Origin of the sequence: Mycolicibacterium austroafricanum, from assembly GCF_000612725.1 — a bacterium.
In the GTDB taxonomy this organism is placed as follows: domain Bacteria; phylum Actinomycetota; class Actinomycetes; order Mycobacteriales; family Mycobacteriaceae; genus Mycobacterium; species Mycobacterium austroafricanum.
This window is the reverse complement of sequence record NZ_HG964452.1, coordinates 364,911-381,869: the sequence shown is the minus strand read 5'-3', so window position 1 is coordinate 381,869 and position 16,959 is coordinate 364,911. Positions and strand designations below refer to the sequence as shown.

Here is a 16,959-nt window from a genome sequence, read left to right as displayed (position 1 = left end):
CGATTCAGTCAGCGGCTCAGACGAGCGGCGTGTGGAGCTGGTGGGGTTGCTCGGGGAAGCGTTGACAGCGCTGCAGCGCCCCGTGTCGATAGTCCAACCGGGGCGGGGCTGAGGCACGTCAGCACGCCCGCCCCGGTCGGAGGTCTACCGGGCGATCTGTTCGCCGGGGTGCCCGCGAACCTCACCGCGTGGCCGGCGCTGCTCGCGGGGGATGGGTGATCCCTCGACAAGCTCGACGGGCGGTGCCTTTGGCCGGTACACGCCGCCCTCGCTCGGTGGCCGGCCATTGAGGTGTGGCGGCACGAGCCCAGAACCCCAGCCGAACTCGGTTTCGGTCTCGGCCTGGGTTTTGTCCCGGGCGAGCCGGTTAGGGTCTGCGGGCCGACGTAGTGCTGGCAGCGGTGGCGGCTCCTCCTCGCGCCATGGCTCAGGGGCGGTCATCGCGGGATCGCCGGGGCGGTGTAGATGGGGTTGGTGGTGATTTTCATGCAGACGGCGGCGCTGCGATGGCGGACGCCAGTTCCGAAGCCGCGCACGAAGAATGAGTCCTGCAGGGGGTAGGGGCCGTTGCCGGGAATATGGCGCAGGCCCTGGTATGCCGGGTTCGGGTGCTCCCTGAAGGCGACGGGATTCATGTCGGAATTGGGTCCACCGCTGGCCACGACCGCGACATAGCCGAGCGGCACGAAGTTCGACTGGATGAGTAGCGCGGAGTTGTACGAGCCCCACACCTGCAGGCCGTTGTAATCGGAGGCCGGGATGGGTCCATGGATCTCTTCCTGCCCGATCCACGCAGGCATCAGGGCGCTGGGGATGAAGTCCCACTTTGGCTTTGGCCCGCCAGTTCTGTACTCAACCCCTGCCCGCCAGGAGGTCATCAAGGAAGCATCGACGTCGTCAGGGTTGGCGAGGACAAGCATGGTTGTGCCAACCTGGCCGTAACCCTTGACCTTGATGAGTCGGATCATGTCCTCAATGTCTTGCGCGTCCAGCACGGTGGAACCGGTGGTCAGGTAATGCGTTGTGTCGCTGGGGAATGTGCGGCCAAGGTACGGTGGCGGCGACATGCCGTCGGTGCCGGTCCAGAGCGGGTAAACCGTATGGTTCCACTCGTTGAAGCGTGGCTGAGGGTTGAACAGACGGTTGAGAATCGCGCCGGTTACGTTCTTGTTGTCTGCTTCGATGACGCGGGTTACCTGCGCAGTCACCTGTTCAGCAGTGGCTTCGCGCAGGAACTTCCATGTGGCCCTTAGGCTGATGTCGTAGTCCTTGAAGTCATATCCAAGGCGCAGAACGTCACTCGGCGGTCGGATCGCTCTCGGCACACCAAACTCAGTTGCTTCCTCAAACGATTCAGACGAGATTGATTGGGGAACAGCGTCTGCTACCTGAACGGTGCGGTAGCTCAGCAGGCTTGCGACCGCGCTGCGTTCGGCGTTGTAGAGCTCGAGAGCCTGCTGTATCTCGGCCCAAATTTCGTTCAGGTCGACACCGTCAGCCGTCTCGTTGACCAGAACATCCCCATGTGCCGAAATTCCCTTGGCCATCTGGATCACCTACCCCTAGATCGAAAGTCGTTACGAGCTAAGGACGGTATCCCAAATTTGGGCGGCGCATTCCGGCGTAAACGGCTTTGGTACGGCGATGGTCGGCTTCCGTCGCTATGTCGGCGGGCGTCCGTCGGTTCGCGGTATCGTAAAGACGAAAGGTCGAAACCTAGTTTCTGTGACCGTATTTCAGAGACGTCTATCGAGGGAGCGTGCAATGGCACGTATGCCAGTGATCTCGCAGGTGCCGGAAGCACCCCCAGGTTTGGAACTGTCGCCCGTGCCAAATCTTGAGGGCATAGACGCCGCCGCGCGATGGATACGGGAGCGCCTTGGCATCCCCGCGACGGCCCGATGGATCCATGACAAGACGATTACCGGCCAGATCCGCTACGCACTCTTGATGGGCCGACGCTTCTACTCGACACAAGCCCTCTACGAGTTCGTGATGACGCAAACCAAGGTCGGCGGCAAGACCGGATGACCGCAACCGAGAGGAAAGAACAATGGACGACGCACGCCGGGCAACGCTCACCGCCAAATACGGCATTGACCGCCCGCCGATGGACCCCGCCTTGAATACGACGGTGATGGCGATGCTGGCGTCCGAGGCGATCAGCGCCAAGGCGCACGGCCGGGACAACGCGGCCCTGTTTGACCCGGTGTGGTCGCCCGCGATGTGGGACCGTGCCAACGAAGCCATGGCGGAGCTGCGCGCGGGCCTAGCCGAAGATCGCATCAGGTTCGACACGCACGATCACTACGACACTGTCGACCTAGATAACCCACCCGCCGAGGCGGTGTTCATTTGGGCGCCGGGGAGCACATCCGTTTTGATCGCCTGCCGCAGCCAGTCGAACGCGCGGACTCGTCAGGTTCGCGGCCCTGACTACTTCAGCGGCATGCTGCAGTTCTTCGCGATGATCGACGACTACCACTCGTACGGGGGCGGCGCGGACGCCGAGCTCCGGTGCACGATCAACGTGGCCAAGGGGTGTACGGCCCACGCGGAGGACCTTGGTGCTGGGACTACGCGCCTGATGCCGGTTCGACGCGGTCAGTTCCTCCTGCTGTTTCGGTGCTGCCGGGTGTGCGAGGACGTGGCCGGCCTGCTCGCGGACACCAACTTTCAGATCAGCGTTCTGCAAGCCCAGTCGACTTTGCCGCCCGGTGCGCGGATTGACCCCGGCTCGCCGGTCCCGCCGCGAGTCCCGCCCGACCGCGCGTAGATGGCCCCACCTGACCGGCTCATGGCGACGACGGCGATATGCCGCGCGGGTCGAGAGCGACCGGCTAGGTCGGGTCTCGCAGAAGGTTTCGCCGAAGAATGGCCGTGTATCCCCATACCCGGCGAAGGTGCCAAACGTTCTTAGGGCAACTGAGAGCCGAAATCGTTTCGTATCGCCCAGATTCAGTCGAGTTACGTAAGAGCGCGACGAGCGCGGAACGGGTAAGATCGGGGTAACGCTCGGCGGCGAACCGCCGAGAAGAATTGAATATGGCGGACGGTAGACCGAGACCGGGCCGCTAGCGCTTTCGACATGTGCGCAAATAGTTCTGTCGGCGCGTACCAGAGATAACCGTGATCTTGCGGTGGTCTCAGGTACGTGCCGTTTTTCGTGTTGGAGGAAGAAATGGATGACCTGGATCGACCCAATCTGACCGAACAGGACTTGTACGAGTACCTGTATTTGGATCTGGACCTACCCGTTACGCGGCGCTCCGTGAAGGAGGCCGTCAAGCGGAGGGAGATCCAGCCGACGCGGCTGGGTAACGGCAACTACTTCAGCAAGCGCGACGGCCTGGATTGGGTGAAGTCCCGCAAGCAATCTGGCGTATATCGCGCACCCGAGGCCAATGCCTTTCGGTGAAGTGTGCTCCCGGCTGGGCAGGCCGGGAGCGTGTCCACTTCGATGCCTGAGACGTTAGGACGAGCCGAATGCTACGCCAGGAAAAGGCGACGCGAAAGCCGCTGCGGGACAGATTCGTTGACATCGGTGGCGGACTACTGCGGGTCTACTTCGAGAACGAGGACAACGGTCTATGTCTGCCTGATGTGAGCGGTCTGTCGTTGTTGGAAGCCGCCCTGGCCTACGCGGAAGCGGGTTGGTACGTGCTGCCGACAGACCCTGCGAACGTGAAGAATCCGGGCAGCGTTGTCGGTGGCAAGTGGCAAGAACATTCGAGCCGAGACCCCGAGCAGATACGTCGGTGGTGGACTGCGAACCCGCACTATGGGATTGCCCTCCATTGTGGGCGGTCTGGTGCGGGTGTGTTCGACCTCGACGAAGACCTCAATGACAGGCCTGCAGATATGCCCGACGAACTTTGGGCTGCCTTGCAGTCTGGCGCGATACAGGCGACGCGCCGACCGGGTTGTGGAAAGGATGCCCGCGCGCACTACATGTTCGCCTGCGAGCCGGACACATACGGCAACAGCGCCGGGGCGTTCACTCGATGGGGTCAGTTCCGTGGCAGAAACGGTGTGATCATTGCGGCCCCGACTCCACACCCCGACGCGGAGACTAAAGACGGCGAGTACAGGCCACGAAAGACGGGGCCGTTGCCGCCGATGCCCGATGTTCTGCGGGACTGCCTGTCGGAGGCGGGCGAAACCGCTGACCCACTCACTGATGTCGAACTGAGTGCGTTCCTTGACGCCCATACTGGCGAGGGTTGTGGACGCGATGGATGCTCGCACGTCGTGGACGGCCCGGTCAAGAACTTTCGCACCGCGGTCGAGGACGGCGCGAGCCGCTACGAAACTCTGGTGAAGGTTGCGCCGTGGGCGCTGTCGGAGGGGATGGCTGGCTGCTACTCGGCGCGCGAGCTTGTCGATGCGTTGCGGACTGCGTACTTCGATGCGTTCGGTGAGGGCGACGGTCGCACTCGTCTGGCGCAACGCAGCGGCGAGTTCGCGCGGGTGATGCGATGGGGTGCCGCGCAGGCTGACATCAACCGTGCCCATCGGAATGACAGCCTGCCGACAGCTGCGGAGCTTGAGAGTTTCTGGACTTCGCGGCCTGAACTTACGCGGTTGCGGCAGTTCGCGAGGGCGCGGTCTGTCGGGCCGTGGTCGATGCTCGGTGCGGTTCTGGCTCGCGCGATTGCGACGATTCCGCCTCACGTGGTTCTGCCGCCCACGGTGGGGTCGTTCGCCAGCGTGAATCTGTTCGTCGCGTTGGTCGCCCCTTCGGGCTTCGGTAAGAACACCTCGGAAGCAGCCGCAGCAGACTTCGTGGTGAGTGAGACCGACGTGTTTGTCGCGACGCCGGGTAGTGGCGAGGGGATACCTAAGCAGTACGCCTACAAGCAAAAGGCCGAGCAGATCAATCTGCGTAATGCAGTGATGTTCACAGTCGGCGAAGTCGACACCTTCGCAGCACTAGCAGGCCGCAGCGGCTCGACGCTGATGCCTGAACTGCGTAAGGCATGGATGGGGGAGCGGCTCGGCTTCGGCTACGCGAACGCCGAGAAGGCTGTTGTGATCATGGAGCACCGCTACCGGATGACGATGATCGTCGGCGTCCAGCCCGGTCGCGCGAGGGCTCTGCTGGACGACAAGGACGGTGGAACGCCCCAAAGGTTCATCTGGTTGCCGACGACGGACGCGGACGCGCCCGAGGAGCCTGACGCGGAACCCGACCCGTTGCGGCTACCCGCGTGGCCGGCTGCCGCAGCTCCCGAGCCCGCTAGTGCGATTGCGTACGGGTCTGCGGAGGACGGTATTCAGCTGAAGTTTGGCGAAGTCGACCCCTACATGCTTGATGTGCCCGTTGAGAAGTCGGCGTTTCACGTGTTGGCTTTGCCGCTAACTGTCGCCGAGAAGGTCCGGCAGGAGCAGCGCGCGAAACTGCGTGGCGAGGTGTCGGCTTCGCATGCGCTCGACTCCCACGCGATGCTAGCGAGATTGAAGCTCGCGGTGGCACTCATGTGGATCAACGGGCGCACGGACAAAGTTTCCGAGGAAGACTGGGATCTGGCCGGCCTTGTGATGGGTGTATCAACCGAGACAAGGCGTGACGTCCAAGCCGCGCTGAGATCCAAGTCGACCGCCGCGAACCAGGAACGTGGACGCCAGGACGCGGTACGCGAGGTAGCCAAGGCGGAAGTCCTGGCCAAGGCGGAAGACGCCGCAATTGGTCGTGTCGCCGAGCGCATTCGGAAGTTGCTGCGAGCCAATAACGATCAGTCGAAGGCCGCGATGCGCCGCGACTTTGGGCGTGACAAGAGGCTTTTCGACCCGGCGCTGGAGCGATTGATCGACGTCGGCGATGTGGAGCTGCAACCCATTCCCGGTAAGGGTGGCAACGCCCGAGCCGTCCACATAAAGGACGGGCGATGAGCGGCCGTCTACGGGGGGTACGAGGGGTACGACGTACCCCCCGCCGTGCGAGAGCGCGTGAAAACGGTCTTCCTAAAAAACCTGGTCATCTCAATTTCCTGAATCGCGGGTTAGGCCCCCGGAGCGCCGAGTCGCGGGCGATGGGGGGTACGCGTACCCCCGGTACCCCCCCACGAGATGGACCAGCCGCCTTGGCCGTCCCAGGCATGCCCCTGAACCACTGCAATTGCATTGCTTTGGAACCAGTTCCATCGATGAGAGGACAACCCCATGAGTGACCTATCGGCATCAGGACCCAACGACAAATGGAGTGACGAATGGTGGGCAACCAGTCGTGGGCGACGGTGCGAGGCGCACAAGAAGAACGGCGATAGATGCCACAACCCCGCCCGCCGTGGAACGAATGTGTGCGACTACCACGGCGCGAAGGCCCCACAGGTGAAAGCAAAAGCGCGGCAACGCCTTGAGGAAGCAGCCGACCGCATGGCCAAAGAACTGCTGAATATTGCGACAGACTCAGAGTCCGAACATGTGAAACTGGCGGCAATCCGTGATGCACTCGACCGCGCGGGCATCTCGGCCAAGCAAGCACTCGAGCTTTCTGCCGCAGGCACAACCAAACCCTACGAGGAACTGCTCCACAACCTCGGCGGCATCGCGACCATCAGCCGTGAGGAATCCCGCGCCCGTCGCGGGCTGGCACCCGAACCACGCGCCCTGGCCGCCCCCGAGGAACCCATGGAGGTCGTGGACGCCGAGCTAGTCGAGGATTACCCCGCCGACCCCGCTCATGGTTCCGCTCGCGGCCCCGTACCCGCCGACCGGGGCGACGGCCCGACCCCGAGACCGCATTTCGCCGACGAGCCGCCTAGCGGCCCGCCCGGTACCGGCCTTCAGACCCTTGAGGACGCAGTGGCCGACCTCCGCGACCGGCGCCAGCGGTGAACACCCATACGCAGGCCTCCTGGGGGCACTGGCTTGTCGACCCGTCGCCCTGGTATCGGCGACCGGCGGGGCCTAATTCGCAAGGCAGAACACGAATGAACGGCCAGCGCGAAAGCGCTGCTCAGCGGGTCGTGCAGCGCTGGTGACTGGCGTAGGAAGGGGTCGGGTCGTTCGTAACGGTCATTACGAACGACTGAACCCCGAACAGAGGAGAACCCATGGCCAACAATGGAAGTCGAAGAGTCCGAGCGATCGGCTACATCCGCGTCAGCTCAAAGGCCCAAGGCGAGAACGGATATGGACTCAGAGCTCAGTCTGACGCCATCGAGAAGTACTGCGCAGACAACGATATTGAGTTGCTGACAGTCATTCCCGATGTCATGAGCGGGCGCAGGACTGACCGCCTCTATGGGCGAGCGGCCGCAGTGGCGGCAATCAAGGCGGGACTAGCGGATGTGCTGGTGCTGAAAGACTTTGACCGCGCTACTCGCGATGCATACGACGGGCTGACCCTTCAGCGCGAGGCTCAGGCCGAAGGATGGCGCATCGTCACCACGAAAGGCGAAGATACCGACGCCATCAGCAAGCTTGAGCTGACGATCAAGCTTGCCTTCGCCGAAGAAGAGCGCGAGCGTATCAGCGAGCGCACGAAAGCTGGGCTGGCCCGTGCCAAGCGCGAAGGCAAGAAGCTCGGAAATGAAAGCGTCATACCAGATGACGTGGTGCGGCTGATCGTTCGCATGAACCAACGCAACAAGCTCGGCGCCAAGGCGATCGCGACGCGGCTGACGAGTGAAGGCATCCCTGCCCCAGGCGGAAACCGTTGGCACTACAGCACCGTACGTGCGGTACTACGGCGATGGGACGAGGCGGCGTGAGCAATCTACCTGCATATGCCCCAAGCAATTATGAACCGAAATGGAGAAGTCAGCGTGACCGTACAACTCACCGAAGAGGAGATGAAAGAGGTTTGCGCAGCTGCGTACTGGCGGTGGGCGAAGGACAACCCCGAAGAAGCAGCAGCCCGCCTTGGCTGTGGCCTCGTCAAGCCTGCCCGACAGCAAAGCGCGCCGAAGAAGCCACCGAAGCGACGACGTCGGTCTTGGCGGAACCAAGGCGGCGACCAGTCGAAGCGCAGCCAGGCGTACATGCGCCGGTTACGGCGGCTCGGATGAGCGCGGAGTACTGCTATTACTCGCGCGGGGCCGCTGTGCGCGTTGCTCTACCCGGTGACCCGCGAAACCGGCAGGAAGGCCGCGTAGTCCGCAGCTACAACGACGGCGGCGACATGGTCCACGTTGTCGAGTTCGACGGCGGCGAGAGGAACGAATACACGACTGAGGAACTGCGGGCCGTGACCGGTAACCGCTGGGAAGGCTAGGAGCGGCAATGGCATACGTACGCGCCCACGGAACCAAGCAGCGCCGAAACGGCAAGGTCGTCAAGACGTACGCGGTCGTCTGGCGTGAAGCCGTTCGCGACGAGTTCGGCCTACCAACAGGGGCCACGCGAGCACGGCGTGAGACCTACCCGACGCGCGACGCAGCAGAGGCGCGGCGCGACGAACTCAACGCCGCGAAGCACACCTACGCGGGCACCAGCGCCCTGGCCGAGCAGCGGGCGAAGGGGGAGCAGCCCTTTGGGTTCTACGCGCGGGCCTGGCTCGACGCGCAAGCCGTTCGAGTCGCTAGCGGCAAGGTCAAGCAGCGCACGGTAGATGAGTACGAACGCCAACTGCACACGTATGTGCTTGGCGAGCTAGGCAGTCTCGCGGTCGCGGCAGTGACGCCGGCCCACTTGGAGAAGCTGCTGACTGGGTTGGTGCGTAAGCAGTCCCGCCAGGGCGACCGAAAGGCGGTCACTCCCGGAACCGTGAAACACATCTGGGACGTGGTGCGGCGGGTACTCCGTTACGCCGTTCAACACGGCGCGCTCGACGCGAACCCGGCGGACCGAGTGGATTTCTCTGCGAGCCGCGCGACCGGGGACCACGCCGAGTTCGAACACCACCCGCTCACGGCGGCAGAGGTGGGCGCGCTGAGCGCGGCGGTCGCGGGATACCCGCCTGCGGGCTACGACGGCCCAGCTCTCCCCGCGTACCCGGTGTACGGGCTTCTGGTTGAGTTCCTCGCGTACACAGGCCTACGGGCCGCTGAGGCCGCAGGGCTGGAGGTCGGTGACCTTCTGTTTGGGCCGGGGCCGACGTGCGCGGTACGGGTCGCGCGGACAAAGGACCGAAAGAACGGCGTCTGGGTCGTCGGCACCCCGAAGAGCAAGCGCAGCCGCCGAACCATGCCGTTACCGCCCTGGCTTGCTCGGCGGATGGCCGACTACCTCGCGGAGGTCCACCCGCGCGCGAACGAGCCGACCGCACCCCTCTGGCCGTCGCGGAAGAACGGGGGCGGATACCGAGCAGCGGGGGAGAGGTACGCGGTACCGCTCGACTGGTCGCAGCCGCTCGCGCTCGGAACCTTCTACGACACGATCCTCAAGCCCGCCCTGGAGGCGGTCGGTCTACCCGCGAGCCGCCCCGCGACGAAGGATGCGCCCGCCGTTCGGGGCGTACGGCTCCACGACCTGCGGCATACGTTCGCCGTACTCCAGCTATCGGCGGGAACGCATTTCATGCAGGTATCAAAATGGCTCTTCGCACTTGATAGGGGTCTGGTGTTGTCCGACATCGTGTCGTGTCGGTGATTGATTAGGGGCCCGCGCCCCTGTGAGCTGGGTGTTCTCAGGCATCCAGGACAAGGAACGCGGGCATGGTTGACGGTAGTTCATTGCTGCTCGATCTCGACGGTGTGGTCGTCGAGTCGGTGCAGCGCCTCGAGGACGGTACCCGGTTGGTGCATGTACTGACCGCCCCGGAGTGGGTTGGGATCTGCCCCGCGTGTGGGGAGCGCTCCAGCAGGTCGAAGGGCTGGGTGTACACCGGCCCGCGTGATGTGCAGGTCGGCCCGGATCGTCCGGTGCTGCGCTGGCGTAAGCGAAAGTGGTTGTGCCCCAGCATGGTCTGCGAGCGCAAGGTGTTCACCGAGTCGGTGCCTGGCGTTCCGGCGCGAGCGCGGGTTACCCCGCGGGCCAAGGCGTCGATGGCCAGCGCGGTGCTCGACGAGGACCGCTCCGTGGCTGCGGTAGCCGGGCAGTACGGCTGCGGCTGGCACACCGTGCATGACCACGTCATCACCGTCGCCGAGGAGGCCTTGGAGGTCGAGCTGGAGCCGGTTGCGGTGCTCGGCATCGACGAGACCCGCCGCGGCAAAGCCAAATGGGAGCACGACCCGGCGCTCGGCCGGAGGGTGTGGGTGGATCGCTGGGACACCGGCCTGGTCGACGTCACCGGCGATCAGGGCCTGCTGACCCAGGTCAACGGCAGAAACTCCGGGGCGGTGATCGACTGGCTGGCGACCCAGGACCCCACCTGGAAGGCGCAGATCACCCACGTGGCCATCGATCTCTCACCCGCCTACGCCCGGGTCGCCCGCGAGGCGTTGCCGCAGGCGATCGTGATCGCCGACCGGTTCCATTTGGTCAAGAAGGCCAACGACATGCTCGACGCGGTGCGCCGCCGGGTCACCTGGGCCCAGCGGGGCCGACGCGGTCGCAAGGCCGACGTCGAGTGGATCAACCGCCGCCGGCTGCTGCGCGGTGCTGAGCGGCTCACCGCAGACCAGCGCAGCAACCTGTTCGCCAAGCTGCTGAGCGCTGATCCGAACGAGGACATCGCTGCGGCGTGGATCGCCAAAGAACTGCTGCGCGAACTGCTTTCCTGTGCCGACCGAGGAGGGCTGCGCTACGACATCGCCGCCGCGCTAGACCGGTTCTACCGCTTCTGCGCGGCCTGCAAGGTGCCCGAGGTCATCCGATTCGCCCGCACCATCGAGACCTGGCAGGCCCCGATCATCGCCGCCCTGCAAACCGGGCTGACCAACGCTCGCAGCGAGGGCTACAACCGCATCGTCAAGCACGTCGGGCGCATCGCCTTCGGATTCCGCAACCCCGACAACCAACGCCGCCGCGTACGGTGGGCCTGCACCCGCCGATCGCGGCGAGTCACACCCAGCCGGCACCAATGCCACTGCTAACTGCGAAGAGCCATCAAAATGGTTGGGGCACAGTACCTACACGTTGACACTCGACGTGTACGGCGACTACATCCCCGAGCAGGACGGCGGCGCGGCGAACAACCTGCCCGAGCCGCCCGCGCCCGTACGGCCTTGCGAGGCGGCGGGCAACGTCGTGCCGCTGCGTAGAGAGGGATAAGCCGAGTTAGGTGTTGAGGCGTCTCAACCCGCTTCGACATCGAAATAGTAGAGGCGGTTCGAATCATCCGGGCGTTCCCGGGCAATCAAGTGTTCGCGCTCAAGCTTCTCGCCAAATTTCGCGACCTTCTGGACGTAGCATCCGACGTCGTCAGCGACCTGCCTTGCCGCAAGTCTATCGGCACGTTTTGCGGAACGAATTGCGCCGATAATCTTGATCTCTTCTTCGGTGTACGAGGCGTCGTTTCTACGCTCTACAACAACCTCTAGGTCAGCTCGGTCGTCTGGACAAAACTGAAGTCGAGAACCACCAAGCATGAGTTGCGACTCTGCATAGATTCTGCCGCAAAGGGTGCAGCGGAAACTCGCCATCTGGCCGGCCTCATAGAACCGGTCATACTCTTGCAAAGTCGTGTCATAGGCGAATCTCTGCTGGCGGATCACATTCTTGTCGTCCCCCCAGCCAAAGTTATTCTCTAATGCGATCCCGTAGTCGAAAGAATACAGGCTCCTATTCACACGTTCCTTTTTGGTCGTTCGGCCTTTTTCTAAGAGATGGACGAGAAAAAACATGTTCAGGAAACGCAGTCGCTCTTCATTCTTTGGCAATACCATGAAGTGGCTTGCGGGGCTGTCGGGAACCTTCCTGCGTTCCAGGGCGGCACGGTCAAGTAATGAATCCCAGATCTCAGGGACATGTTCTGGTATCGCTAGTCCATTCCGCGCAGCGCCGGTCATCTGATTCATATATGCGTTAGATGCGTACCTAATGCCGTAGTCGAGATCAGTTCGACGGATTCGGCCCCTCGAAGATTGCCTAGCACGCGACCAAGCCTGCTTCAGAACAATCCCTATTGTGCGAGGTACGCCCATTGCCGACCGCGTCAGTTCTCGATACGCGTCCTCGGGGGCGTCGAAAATCCTGCTACCAGGCGACTGCGTATAGGTCTGGATCCGCTGCTCGATAATCATCTCCGTGAGCTGGGTCAGCTGGTCCATCGCAGCACCCAAAGAACCACTGCGTCCCACGAAAGCGTCCAAATCTAACGACAGTTCGAATAAGTCGCGCTGCAAGATGATCGAGGAGCCGAGTTGATAGTTGTCGGTAATCGCGCCCAACTTGATATACACACCCGAGTGGTTTCCCAGCATTTTCTTCAACAGGGTCGTAAAGCGTTGCTGGAGATCCGCATGAAGCGATGAAAATTCGTCGATGAAAATTAAGAAGTAGGGGATTCCGGCCGCAGTTCGAAGGTCGCCAATGACACGCAGTATGTCAGCTACGGTAAGCCGATAATGGACATTCTCCGTCTGCTTCACTTCTGATGCGGTGGTGAGGCTATCATCGGCGCCAATGCTGCCGGTCAGCTTCGCTTCCGACACGCCCAGCGAGGCCGAAATATCAGCTTTATCTGTATGGGATTGTCTGACCTCAGATCGTTTCTCCACTGGGCCAGATCTATCGACAAAACGCGGTAGTCCCGAAGTCAAGACGGAGGCTAATCGGGCGAGTTCAGTGTTGACGGCAACCGCCTTCTTCGTTTCGCCGTTTCGGAATATCCGATCAATTAACGTGGGTTCCTTGGCTAAGGCTGGCCAGGAACGCAGTAGCTCTTCTTTTATCGCATCGCACAGCTCGGCTACAAACGCAAATTCGAAGGTTTCATAGTCGCTGGTGGCCGTCGAACTCAGGGATTGGCACTTTTCGAGGTCAAGGTACACGCCGAGCGTGCGCGCTCGCGCGCTAGCCTCGCTTGGTCCCCAAGAGCGCATGCATTCGACAAGCGCACGGTAAAGGAGCGTTGTCTTTCCAGTACCACGTCGGCCGACTATCAATTGGTCGGTTGGTCCGACGATGTCCTTCATGTAACCCATGTAATCGACGTAATAGTCAGCCAGAAGGCTCAATTTTTCTGTATCTGCGAGCGGAATGTAGTCCGTTCGCAACATCGAGTTAAAAGCATCTTCAATGTTCTGACTCTGAGCCACGAAGAAGTTCCCCCAAGAAGTTAATGAAACCCTGCTAGTGAACACGTTAGTTGAGTGGCCGCTATTTGTGCGTGAACTCAGGGTTTCAACCACAAGCAACCAGCCAGGAGGAGCGCGGGAGGGCGATGCCGCCTCGGCCGCCGTAGCTAACAGCTCGCCAGGTCATCCCGTCGCGGCGTGAACGCGGCGGCCGGGGGCCTACCGGACCCGACCCGGACCCGACCCCGAGGCATACCGGAAACAGCCTTTGATCAGCGGTTTCGAGCCGTGCGGGAACCCTCCCGGGCTGGTCGCCGAACGCCGCCTAGCCTTACTTAAAATCCGCCAAGTGTCGGTTCGAGTCCGACTGGGGGCACACGACCTTGCCCGGCATATGCACTGGTAAAGCCGCCATACCAAGTGCTAGCCGCTGGCGGACGACCGTTTTGCCCACACTTTGCCCACAGTTACATCTAACTTGTCGGCAACTCCAGTGAGATCATCGTCGAAAAGGTCGGCATAGACGTCCAACGTCATGGCCGCCGACGCGTGTCCCAACATCCGCTGAACCACCTTCACGTTCGCGCCCGCCGAGATCGCCAACGACGCCGCGGTGTGACGTAACGCGTGTGCCGTCACCCTCGGGAACACTGGCGTGGTCGGCTCGTCACCCTCCCTCGCCCGAGCTGTCGCAGCCGCCTTCTGGCACCGGTCGACAGCGCCGGACAGCCAGGAATCGTGCGACGACGGGGGGCCGAGGTAACCACCGTCCCGCGCCGGCCAAATCAGATTGCCGTGTGCCTTGCCCCGGCACGTCTTCGACAACTCCTCGACCACGAACTCAGGCAGGACCACTGTCCGGGACTTCCCAGATTTGAGCGAGCCGAGGTGAACATCGCCGCCGACTGTTACGGCGTTCTCGTGCAACGTCACCCGACGCTTCAGAAAGTCGATGTCACCAACCCGCAGCGCCGCCGCCTCGCCCCACCGCAAACCCGCGGTGCCCAGTAGCAGAACCAGCGACCCGTACCGCCCCGACTCGACCGCCAGGTCGTGAAGCTGCTCGGCAGTCAAATAGATGTTCTTCCGTTTCGCGCGCGCCGGGAGCTTCACCCCGCGGGCTGGATTCGCGGACAGGCGCCGATCCCGCACCGCGTCATCGAGGATTCGAGCCAGCACTGAGTACGCGGTAGCGACCAGCGTCCCCTTCCGTCGGCCGGCCAGCTCGGTCACCCACGCCTGTACACCCGAGTAGCTGATATCCGCGATCGACGTGGAGCCCCAGTGGGGGAGAACATGCACGCGCCAAGCTGATTCGACGGAGTGAAACGCCGAGGGTTTCATCACGCCCTGCTGGCGCTCCAGCCACAGCGCACCGAGATCCGCCACCGTGGCCTTACCGAGCGATGGTGCGACGTACTCGCCGCGCAGCTTCGACACCTCGTTCTCCGACAGCCACTGCTCGGCGTCCCGCTTCGTCCGGAACCCCCGTTTATCCGTCTGCCGGCGATCGGGAGTCCGATAACGGACGCGCCAACGCTTACCCGACTTCGTCTCGTACGCATCAACTTTCGCCATCAAGACCATCCGTGGCGGTTCAGATCTTCCTCGACCCCTTCGCGGATTCGGGCCCGCTCCTCGCGTGTCCTACCCACCATCCGCTCGACATCGCTCAGAACCCACTTCGGCCACGACCGTGACCCAAACTCGAGATAGTCGACAGAGGGGTCGATTGCACGTTGCGCGGTGAGCCAGGACCAGACGTCGTTAGCTTCAACGGTGGAAGCAACTTCTGCTATCTGAACCCTGTCACCTGGTCCGACATGGCCGAGTCCGGGCATCAAGAGGGACGCGGGGGAGGTTCTGAGCGCCAGGGCCAGTGCAATCAGATCGTCGACGTCGACACGACGTTCGCCAGACTCGATTCGACGAACGCCAACTGCGCTGATCTTGCGCCCCACGTCGAAAAGCCGTTCCGAGACTTGTGTGTAGTTGAGGTTCTGCGACTCCCGAAGTGCCGTGATGTTTGCGGCCACTGTCTCCGCAGTTGGCCCGCGTGCCGATTCCTTACCTGCCATGGACCCATAGTGGCCTGTCGAAACATGGCAGTCAATCGACATCCTTGACAAGGGTCACCCCATGTGATTTTCTGTAAGCGTACTGCCTAAAGATGACAGTAGATCGCCAAAGTTAGGCACGTCGAGTGCGACCTGGCAGGCCGTGTGGATTGGACCCCGCCGAGCCTGTCGGGAGGCTCGCCGGTAACCGTACTGCGGCACAGCCATTTGAAATCTCCATACAGGGCACGAGCGCAGATACGGGAGCCAGTAGCGCGGCACCCACACCACATCGGCTGCCGACAGCGTCGGGGATGTGAGGGAACGGAACTCGGGCCTGACCTTCCAGCCACATGAAAGGAGTGACATGACGAATCCACTGGACACACTGACAGCCAAACAGGTTGCGGCGATCCTGCACACGTCCGAGGCCGGACTGGCGCAGATGAGGTACCGCGGCGTAGGGCCAAAGTTCGTGAAAGCGGGTCCCCGCAAGGTGATCTACACCCGGCACAGCGTCGAGGAGTTCCTCGCGGCCAATACGTGCCAACGCACCGACGACCCGCGAGGGGCCGCCTGATGCGCGTCTACCCGCAGTTCGAAGACCTCGGCCTTGATCCCACAGCCGACAAGACCCCGGACCTTCGGCCCGGAAAAAGCGAAGCCCCCGAAGTTGCAGCTCCGAGGGCTTCCGAACCAACTCTCACCAGAAAGTAGGTAACCCCCATGATTACACACACATCCTGCCGACACTGCACAGTGCCCACAACTGACGGCACCGACGTGTGCCGCTTCTGCCGCACTTACGTGCCGCCGACGCGATCACCCGAACCAGTCGACCACCTTGACGCCGCCGTGGCGCGAATCGACAGCATCCGCGCCGACATCAACGCCGTCATCCGCGACCTCCCCGACGACGTCCCCATGTTCGCGCTCGTCGACATCGTCAACGCTCTGTGGAACCTGAGAAACGCCTCGGTGCTACTCGACAAGGCCAACGACACCCTCGAAGCCGCGGAGGCCAACTAATGGCCGGCCGGATCATCGAAGCCCCCGAGCGCGCTCTGCAGCATTGCCAGGAGGCTCAACGCTTCGTCGGGCGCATCATCTTGCGCAGCAGCGGGGAACGACGCAAACGCGCCACGCACATCGCCGAGCTCCTCACCTCGGCGAGTGGCCACCTGAAAATCCTGATGGATGGCGCGGACAAGTGACCGACAAGAAGACCGTGGAGACCCGCCCCGACACCATCGGTGCGGGTTCTCCCGCATCCCAAGAAGTCTCGTGGTGGGCGGTCCATCAGTTCATCAGCGCCGTTGTCGAACAGGTCAAGAACACCACCCTGCCGTGGGCGGGAACGCCGGCCTGGCGAGATCTCGACGACGCAGACCCGCGAAAACTGCTGTCGGTGGCCATCGCTGGAGAACACCACGTGCTCCGCGTCGAGATCGGGCAGGAGCAGCGCGCCCAGGCCGCCGAGGACATCTGGGGCGGCGCCGACTGGTCCGAGGCTGCACGGACTTTTACGCGTCGTCACGAAATTGACGAGATCAGGAGAGCGTCGTGACGGAGATCAACTGGGGGACACCATCCGACCCCCAACTGACGCTGACTCGACTGTCAGACGTGTTGCCGGAACGCGTCGAATGGCTGTGGCCTGGTCGGCTACCCGTCGGTAAACCTGTGACCCTCGACGGTGATCCTGGCCTCGGCAAGTCCACGCTTGCACTGAAGATCGCTGCGACCGTCTCCAACGGAGGAAGCTGGCCAGACGGAGGGCGCTGTGAGCACCACGGCGACGTGCTCCTCCTCTCGGCAGAGGATGGCCTAGCCGA

At 62.8% G+C, this 16,959-nt stretch carries 19 protein-coding genes and 1 pseudogene; 15 read left to right on the top strand and 5 right to left on the bottom strand.

Annotated elements, in window-relative coordinates; genetic code table 11:
* Positions 1-144: 144 nt before the first annotated feature.
* Both BN976_RS33570 and BN976_RS12245 read right to left on the bottom strand, forming a co-directional pair.
* Positions 145-441: a hypothetical protein gene (locus BN976_RS33570; RefSeq protein WP_145977945.1), complete on the bottom strand. Its 297-nt coding sequence runs from the start codon at positions 439-441 to the stop codon at positions 145-147.
* Positions 438-1,547 (bottom strand): hypothetical protein, encoded by a 1,110-nt coding sequence (locus tag BN976_RS12245; RefSeq protein WP_036371408.1) that lies wholly within the window; start codon positions 1,545-1,547, stop codon positions 438-440. The genes BN976_RS33570 and BN976_RS12245 overlap by 4 nt, the downstream gene beginning before the upstream one ends.
* Positions 1,548-1,764: 217 nt before the next feature.
* On the opposite strand from BN976_RS12245, the gene BN976_RS12240 reads away from it, so the two are divergent.
* The 10 genes and pseudogenes from BN976_RS12240 to BN976_RS34595 all read left to right on the top strand — a co-directional run bounded on the left by BN976_RS12240 (position 1,765) and on the right by BN976_RS34595 (position 11,100).
* On the top strand, positions 1,765-2,031 hold the full coding sequence (locus BN976_RS12240; protein ID WP_145977944.1) for a hypothetical protein: 267 nt from the start codon (positions 1,765-1,767) through the stop codon (positions 2,029-2,031).
* Between the two features lie 22 nt (positions 2,032-2,053).
* Complete coding sequence (locus tag BN976_RS12235) at positions 2,054-2,776, top strand: hypothetical protein (RefSeq protein ID WP_036370975.1); 723 nt, start codon at positions 2,054-2,056, stop codon at positions 2,774-2,776.
* A gap of 378 nt (positions 2,777-3,154) precedes the next feature.
* Positions 3,155-3,418 (top strand): hypothetical protein, encoded by a 264-nt coding sequence (locus tag BN976_RS12230; RefSeq protein ID WP_235622042.1) that lies wholly within the window; start codon positions 3,155-3,157, stop codon positions 3,416-3,418.
* 68 nt (positions 3,419-3,486) lie between these two features.
* A complete protein-coding gene (locus BN976_RS32070) occupies positions 3,487-5,892 on the top strand; it encodes a bifunctional DNA primase/polymerase (protein WP_051558411.1) in 2,406 nt (801 codons plus the stop codon).
* A gap of 405 nt (positions 5,893-6,297) precedes the next feature.
* On the top strand, positions 6,298-6,837 hold the full coding sequence (locus tag BN976_RS12220) for a hypothetical protein (protein WP_158498022.1): 540 nt from the start codon (positions 6,298-6,300) through the stop codon (positions 6,835-6,837).
* 218 nt (positions 6,838-7,055) lie between these two features.
* Positions 7,056-7,715, top strand: a complete 660-nt coding sequence (locus BN976_RS12215) for a recombinase family protein (RefSeq protein ID WP_084182289.1) — start codon at positions 7,056-7,058, stop codon at positions 7,713-7,715.
* A 293-nt stretch (positions 7,716-8,008) separates the two neighbouring features.
* Positions 8,009-8,218: a hypothetical protein gene (locus BN976_RS12210; RefSeq protein ID WP_036370966.1), complete on the top strand. Its 210-nt coding sequence runs from the start codon at positions 8,009-8,011 to the stop codon at positions 8,216-8,218.
* A gap of 8 nt (positions 8,219-8,226) precedes the next feature.
* Positions 8,227-9,534, top strand: a complete 1,308-nt coding sequence (locus BN976_RS12205; protein WP_235622041.1) for a tyrosine-type recombinase/integrase — start codon at positions 8,227-8,229, stop codon at positions 9,532-9,534.
* Positions 9,535-9,556: 22 nt separating this feature from the next.
* Positions 9,557-10,922, top strand: a pseudogene (locus tag BN976_RS12200) (ISL3 family transposase).
* A gap of 43 nt (positions 10,923-10,965) precedes the next feature.
* Complete coding sequence (locus BN976_RS34595) at positions 10,966-11,100, top strand: hypothetical protein (RefSeq protein WP_268748850.1); 135 nt, start codon at positions 10,966-10,968, stop codon at positions 11,098-11,100.
* A 23-nt stretch (positions 11,101-11,123) separates the two neighbouring features.
* On the opposite strand, the gene BN976_RS12190 is transcribed toward BN976_RS34595, so the two are convergent.
* The 3 genes from BN976_RS12190 to BN976_RS33205 all read right to left on the bottom strand — a co-directional run bounded on the left by BN976_RS12190 (position 11,124) and on the right by BN976_RS33205 (position 15,145).
* Positions 11,124-13,088 (bottom strand): ORC-CDC6 family AAA ATPase, encoded by a 1,965-nt coding sequence (locus BN976_RS12190; protein ID WP_145977942.1) that lies wholly within the window; start codon positions 13,086-13,088, stop codon positions 11,124-11,126.
* A 402-nt stretch (positions 13,089-13,490) separates the two neighbouring features.
* Positions 13,491-14,645: a site-specific integrase gene (locus tag BN976_RS12185; protein ID WP_036371399.1), complete on the bottom strand. Its 1,155-nt coding sequence runs from the start codon at positions 14,643-14,645 to the stop codon at positions 13,491-13,493.
* Positions 14,645-15,145 carry a helix-turn-helix domain-containing protein gene (locus tag BN976_RS33205; protein WP_199558934.1) on the bottom strand — a complete coding sequence of 167 codons (501 nt, stop codon included), beginning with the start codon at positions 15,143-15,145 and terminating at the stop codon, positions 14,645-14,647. The genes BN976_RS12185 and BN976_RS33205 overlap by 1 nt, the downstream gene beginning before the upstream one ends.
* A 346-nt stretch (positions 15,146-15,491) precedes the next feature.
* On the opposite strand from BN976_RS33205, the gene BN976_RS12175 reads away from it, so the two are divergent.
* From BN976_RS12175 to BN976_RS32600, 5 genes are all read left to right on the top strand, one after another.
* Entirely contained in the window at positions 15,492-15,704 is a 213-nt protein-coding gene (locus BN976_RS12175; protein ID WP_036370960.1) for a helix-turn-helix transcriptional regulator, read from the top strand.
* A 179-nt stretch (positions 15,705-15,883) separates the two neighbouring features.
* Positions 15,884-16,153, top strand: coding sequence for a hypothetical protein (locus tag BN976_RS12170; RefSeq protein ID WP_036370957.1), 270 nt, complete (start codon positions 15,884-15,886; stop codon positions 16,151-16,153).
* On the top strand, positions 16,153-16,338 hold the full coding sequence (locus tag BN976_RS12165; RefSeq protein ID WP_036370955.1) for a hypothetical protein: 186 nt from the start codon (positions 16,153-16,155) through the stop codon (positions 16,336-16,338). Before BN976_RS12170 ends, BN976_RS12165 begins: the two co-directional genes overlap by 1 nt.
* Complete coding sequence (locus BN976_RS12160) at positions 16,335-16,691, top strand: DUF2742 domain-containing protein (RefSeq protein ID WP_051558409.1); 357 nt, start codon at positions 16,335-16,337, stop codon at positions 16,689-16,691. Before BN976_RS12165 ends, BN976_RS12160 begins: the two co-directional genes overlap by 4 nt.
* Positions 16,688-16,959: AAA family ATPase (locus BN976_RS32600; protein WP_145977953.1), on the top strand; the 272-nt coding region annotated here is incomplete at its 3' end. The genes BN976_RS12160 and BN976_RS32600, both read left to right, overlap by 4 nt.

Excerpts from the sequence above, each read along its gene's own strand:
- BN976_RS12205 (WP_235622041.1), top strand. The coding sequence starts at position 8,227 with ATGGCATACGTACGCGCCCACGGAACCAAGCAGCGCCGAAACGGCAAG.
- BN976_RS33205 (WP_199558934.1), bottom strand. The coding sequence starts at position 15,145 with ATGGCAGGTAAGGAATCGGCACGCGGGCCAACTGCGGAGACAGTGGCC.
- BN976_RS33570 (WP_145977945.1), bottom strand. The coding sequence starts at position 441 with ATGACCGCCCCTGAGCCATGGCGCGAGGAGGAGCCGCCACCGCTGCCA.
- BN976_RS12165 (WP_036370955.1), top strand. The coding sequence starts at position 16,153 with ATGGCCGGCCGGATCATCGAAGCCCCCGAGCGCGCTCTGCAGCATTGC.
- BN976_RS12240 (WP_145977944.1), top strand. The coding sequence starts at position 1,765 with ATGGCACGTATGCCAGTGATCTCGCAGGTGCCGGAAGCACCCCCAGGT.
- BN976_RS12245 (WP_036371408.1), bottom strand. The coding sequence starts at position 1,547 with ATGGCCAAGGGAATTTCGGCACATGGGGATGTTCTGGTCAACGAGACG.
- BN976_RS12210 (WP_036370966.1), top strand. The coding sequence starts at position 8,009 with ATGAGCGCGGAGTACTGCTATTACTCGCGCGGGGCCGCTGTGCGCGTT.
- BN976_RS12185 (WP_036371399.1), bottom strand. The coding sequence starts at position 14,645 with ATGGCGAAAGTTGATGCGTACGAGACGAAGTCGGGTAAGCGTTGGCGC.
- BN976_RS12235 (WP_036370975.1), top strand. The coding sequence starts at position 2,054 with ATGGACGACGCACGCCGGGCAACGCTCACCGCCAAATACGGCATTGAC.
- BN976_RS12175 (WP_036370960.1), top strand. The coding sequence starts at position 15,492 with ATGACGAATCCACTGGACACACTGACAGCCAAACAGGTTGCGGCGATC.
- BN976_RS32070 (WP_051558411.1), top strand. The coding sequence starts at position 3,487 with ATGCTACGCCAGGAAAAGGCGACGCGAAAGCCGCTGCGGGACAGATTC.
- BN976_RS12215 (WP_084182289.1), top strand. The coding sequence starts at position 7,056 with ATGGCCAACAATGGAAGTCGAAGAGTCCGAGCGATCGGCTACATCCGC.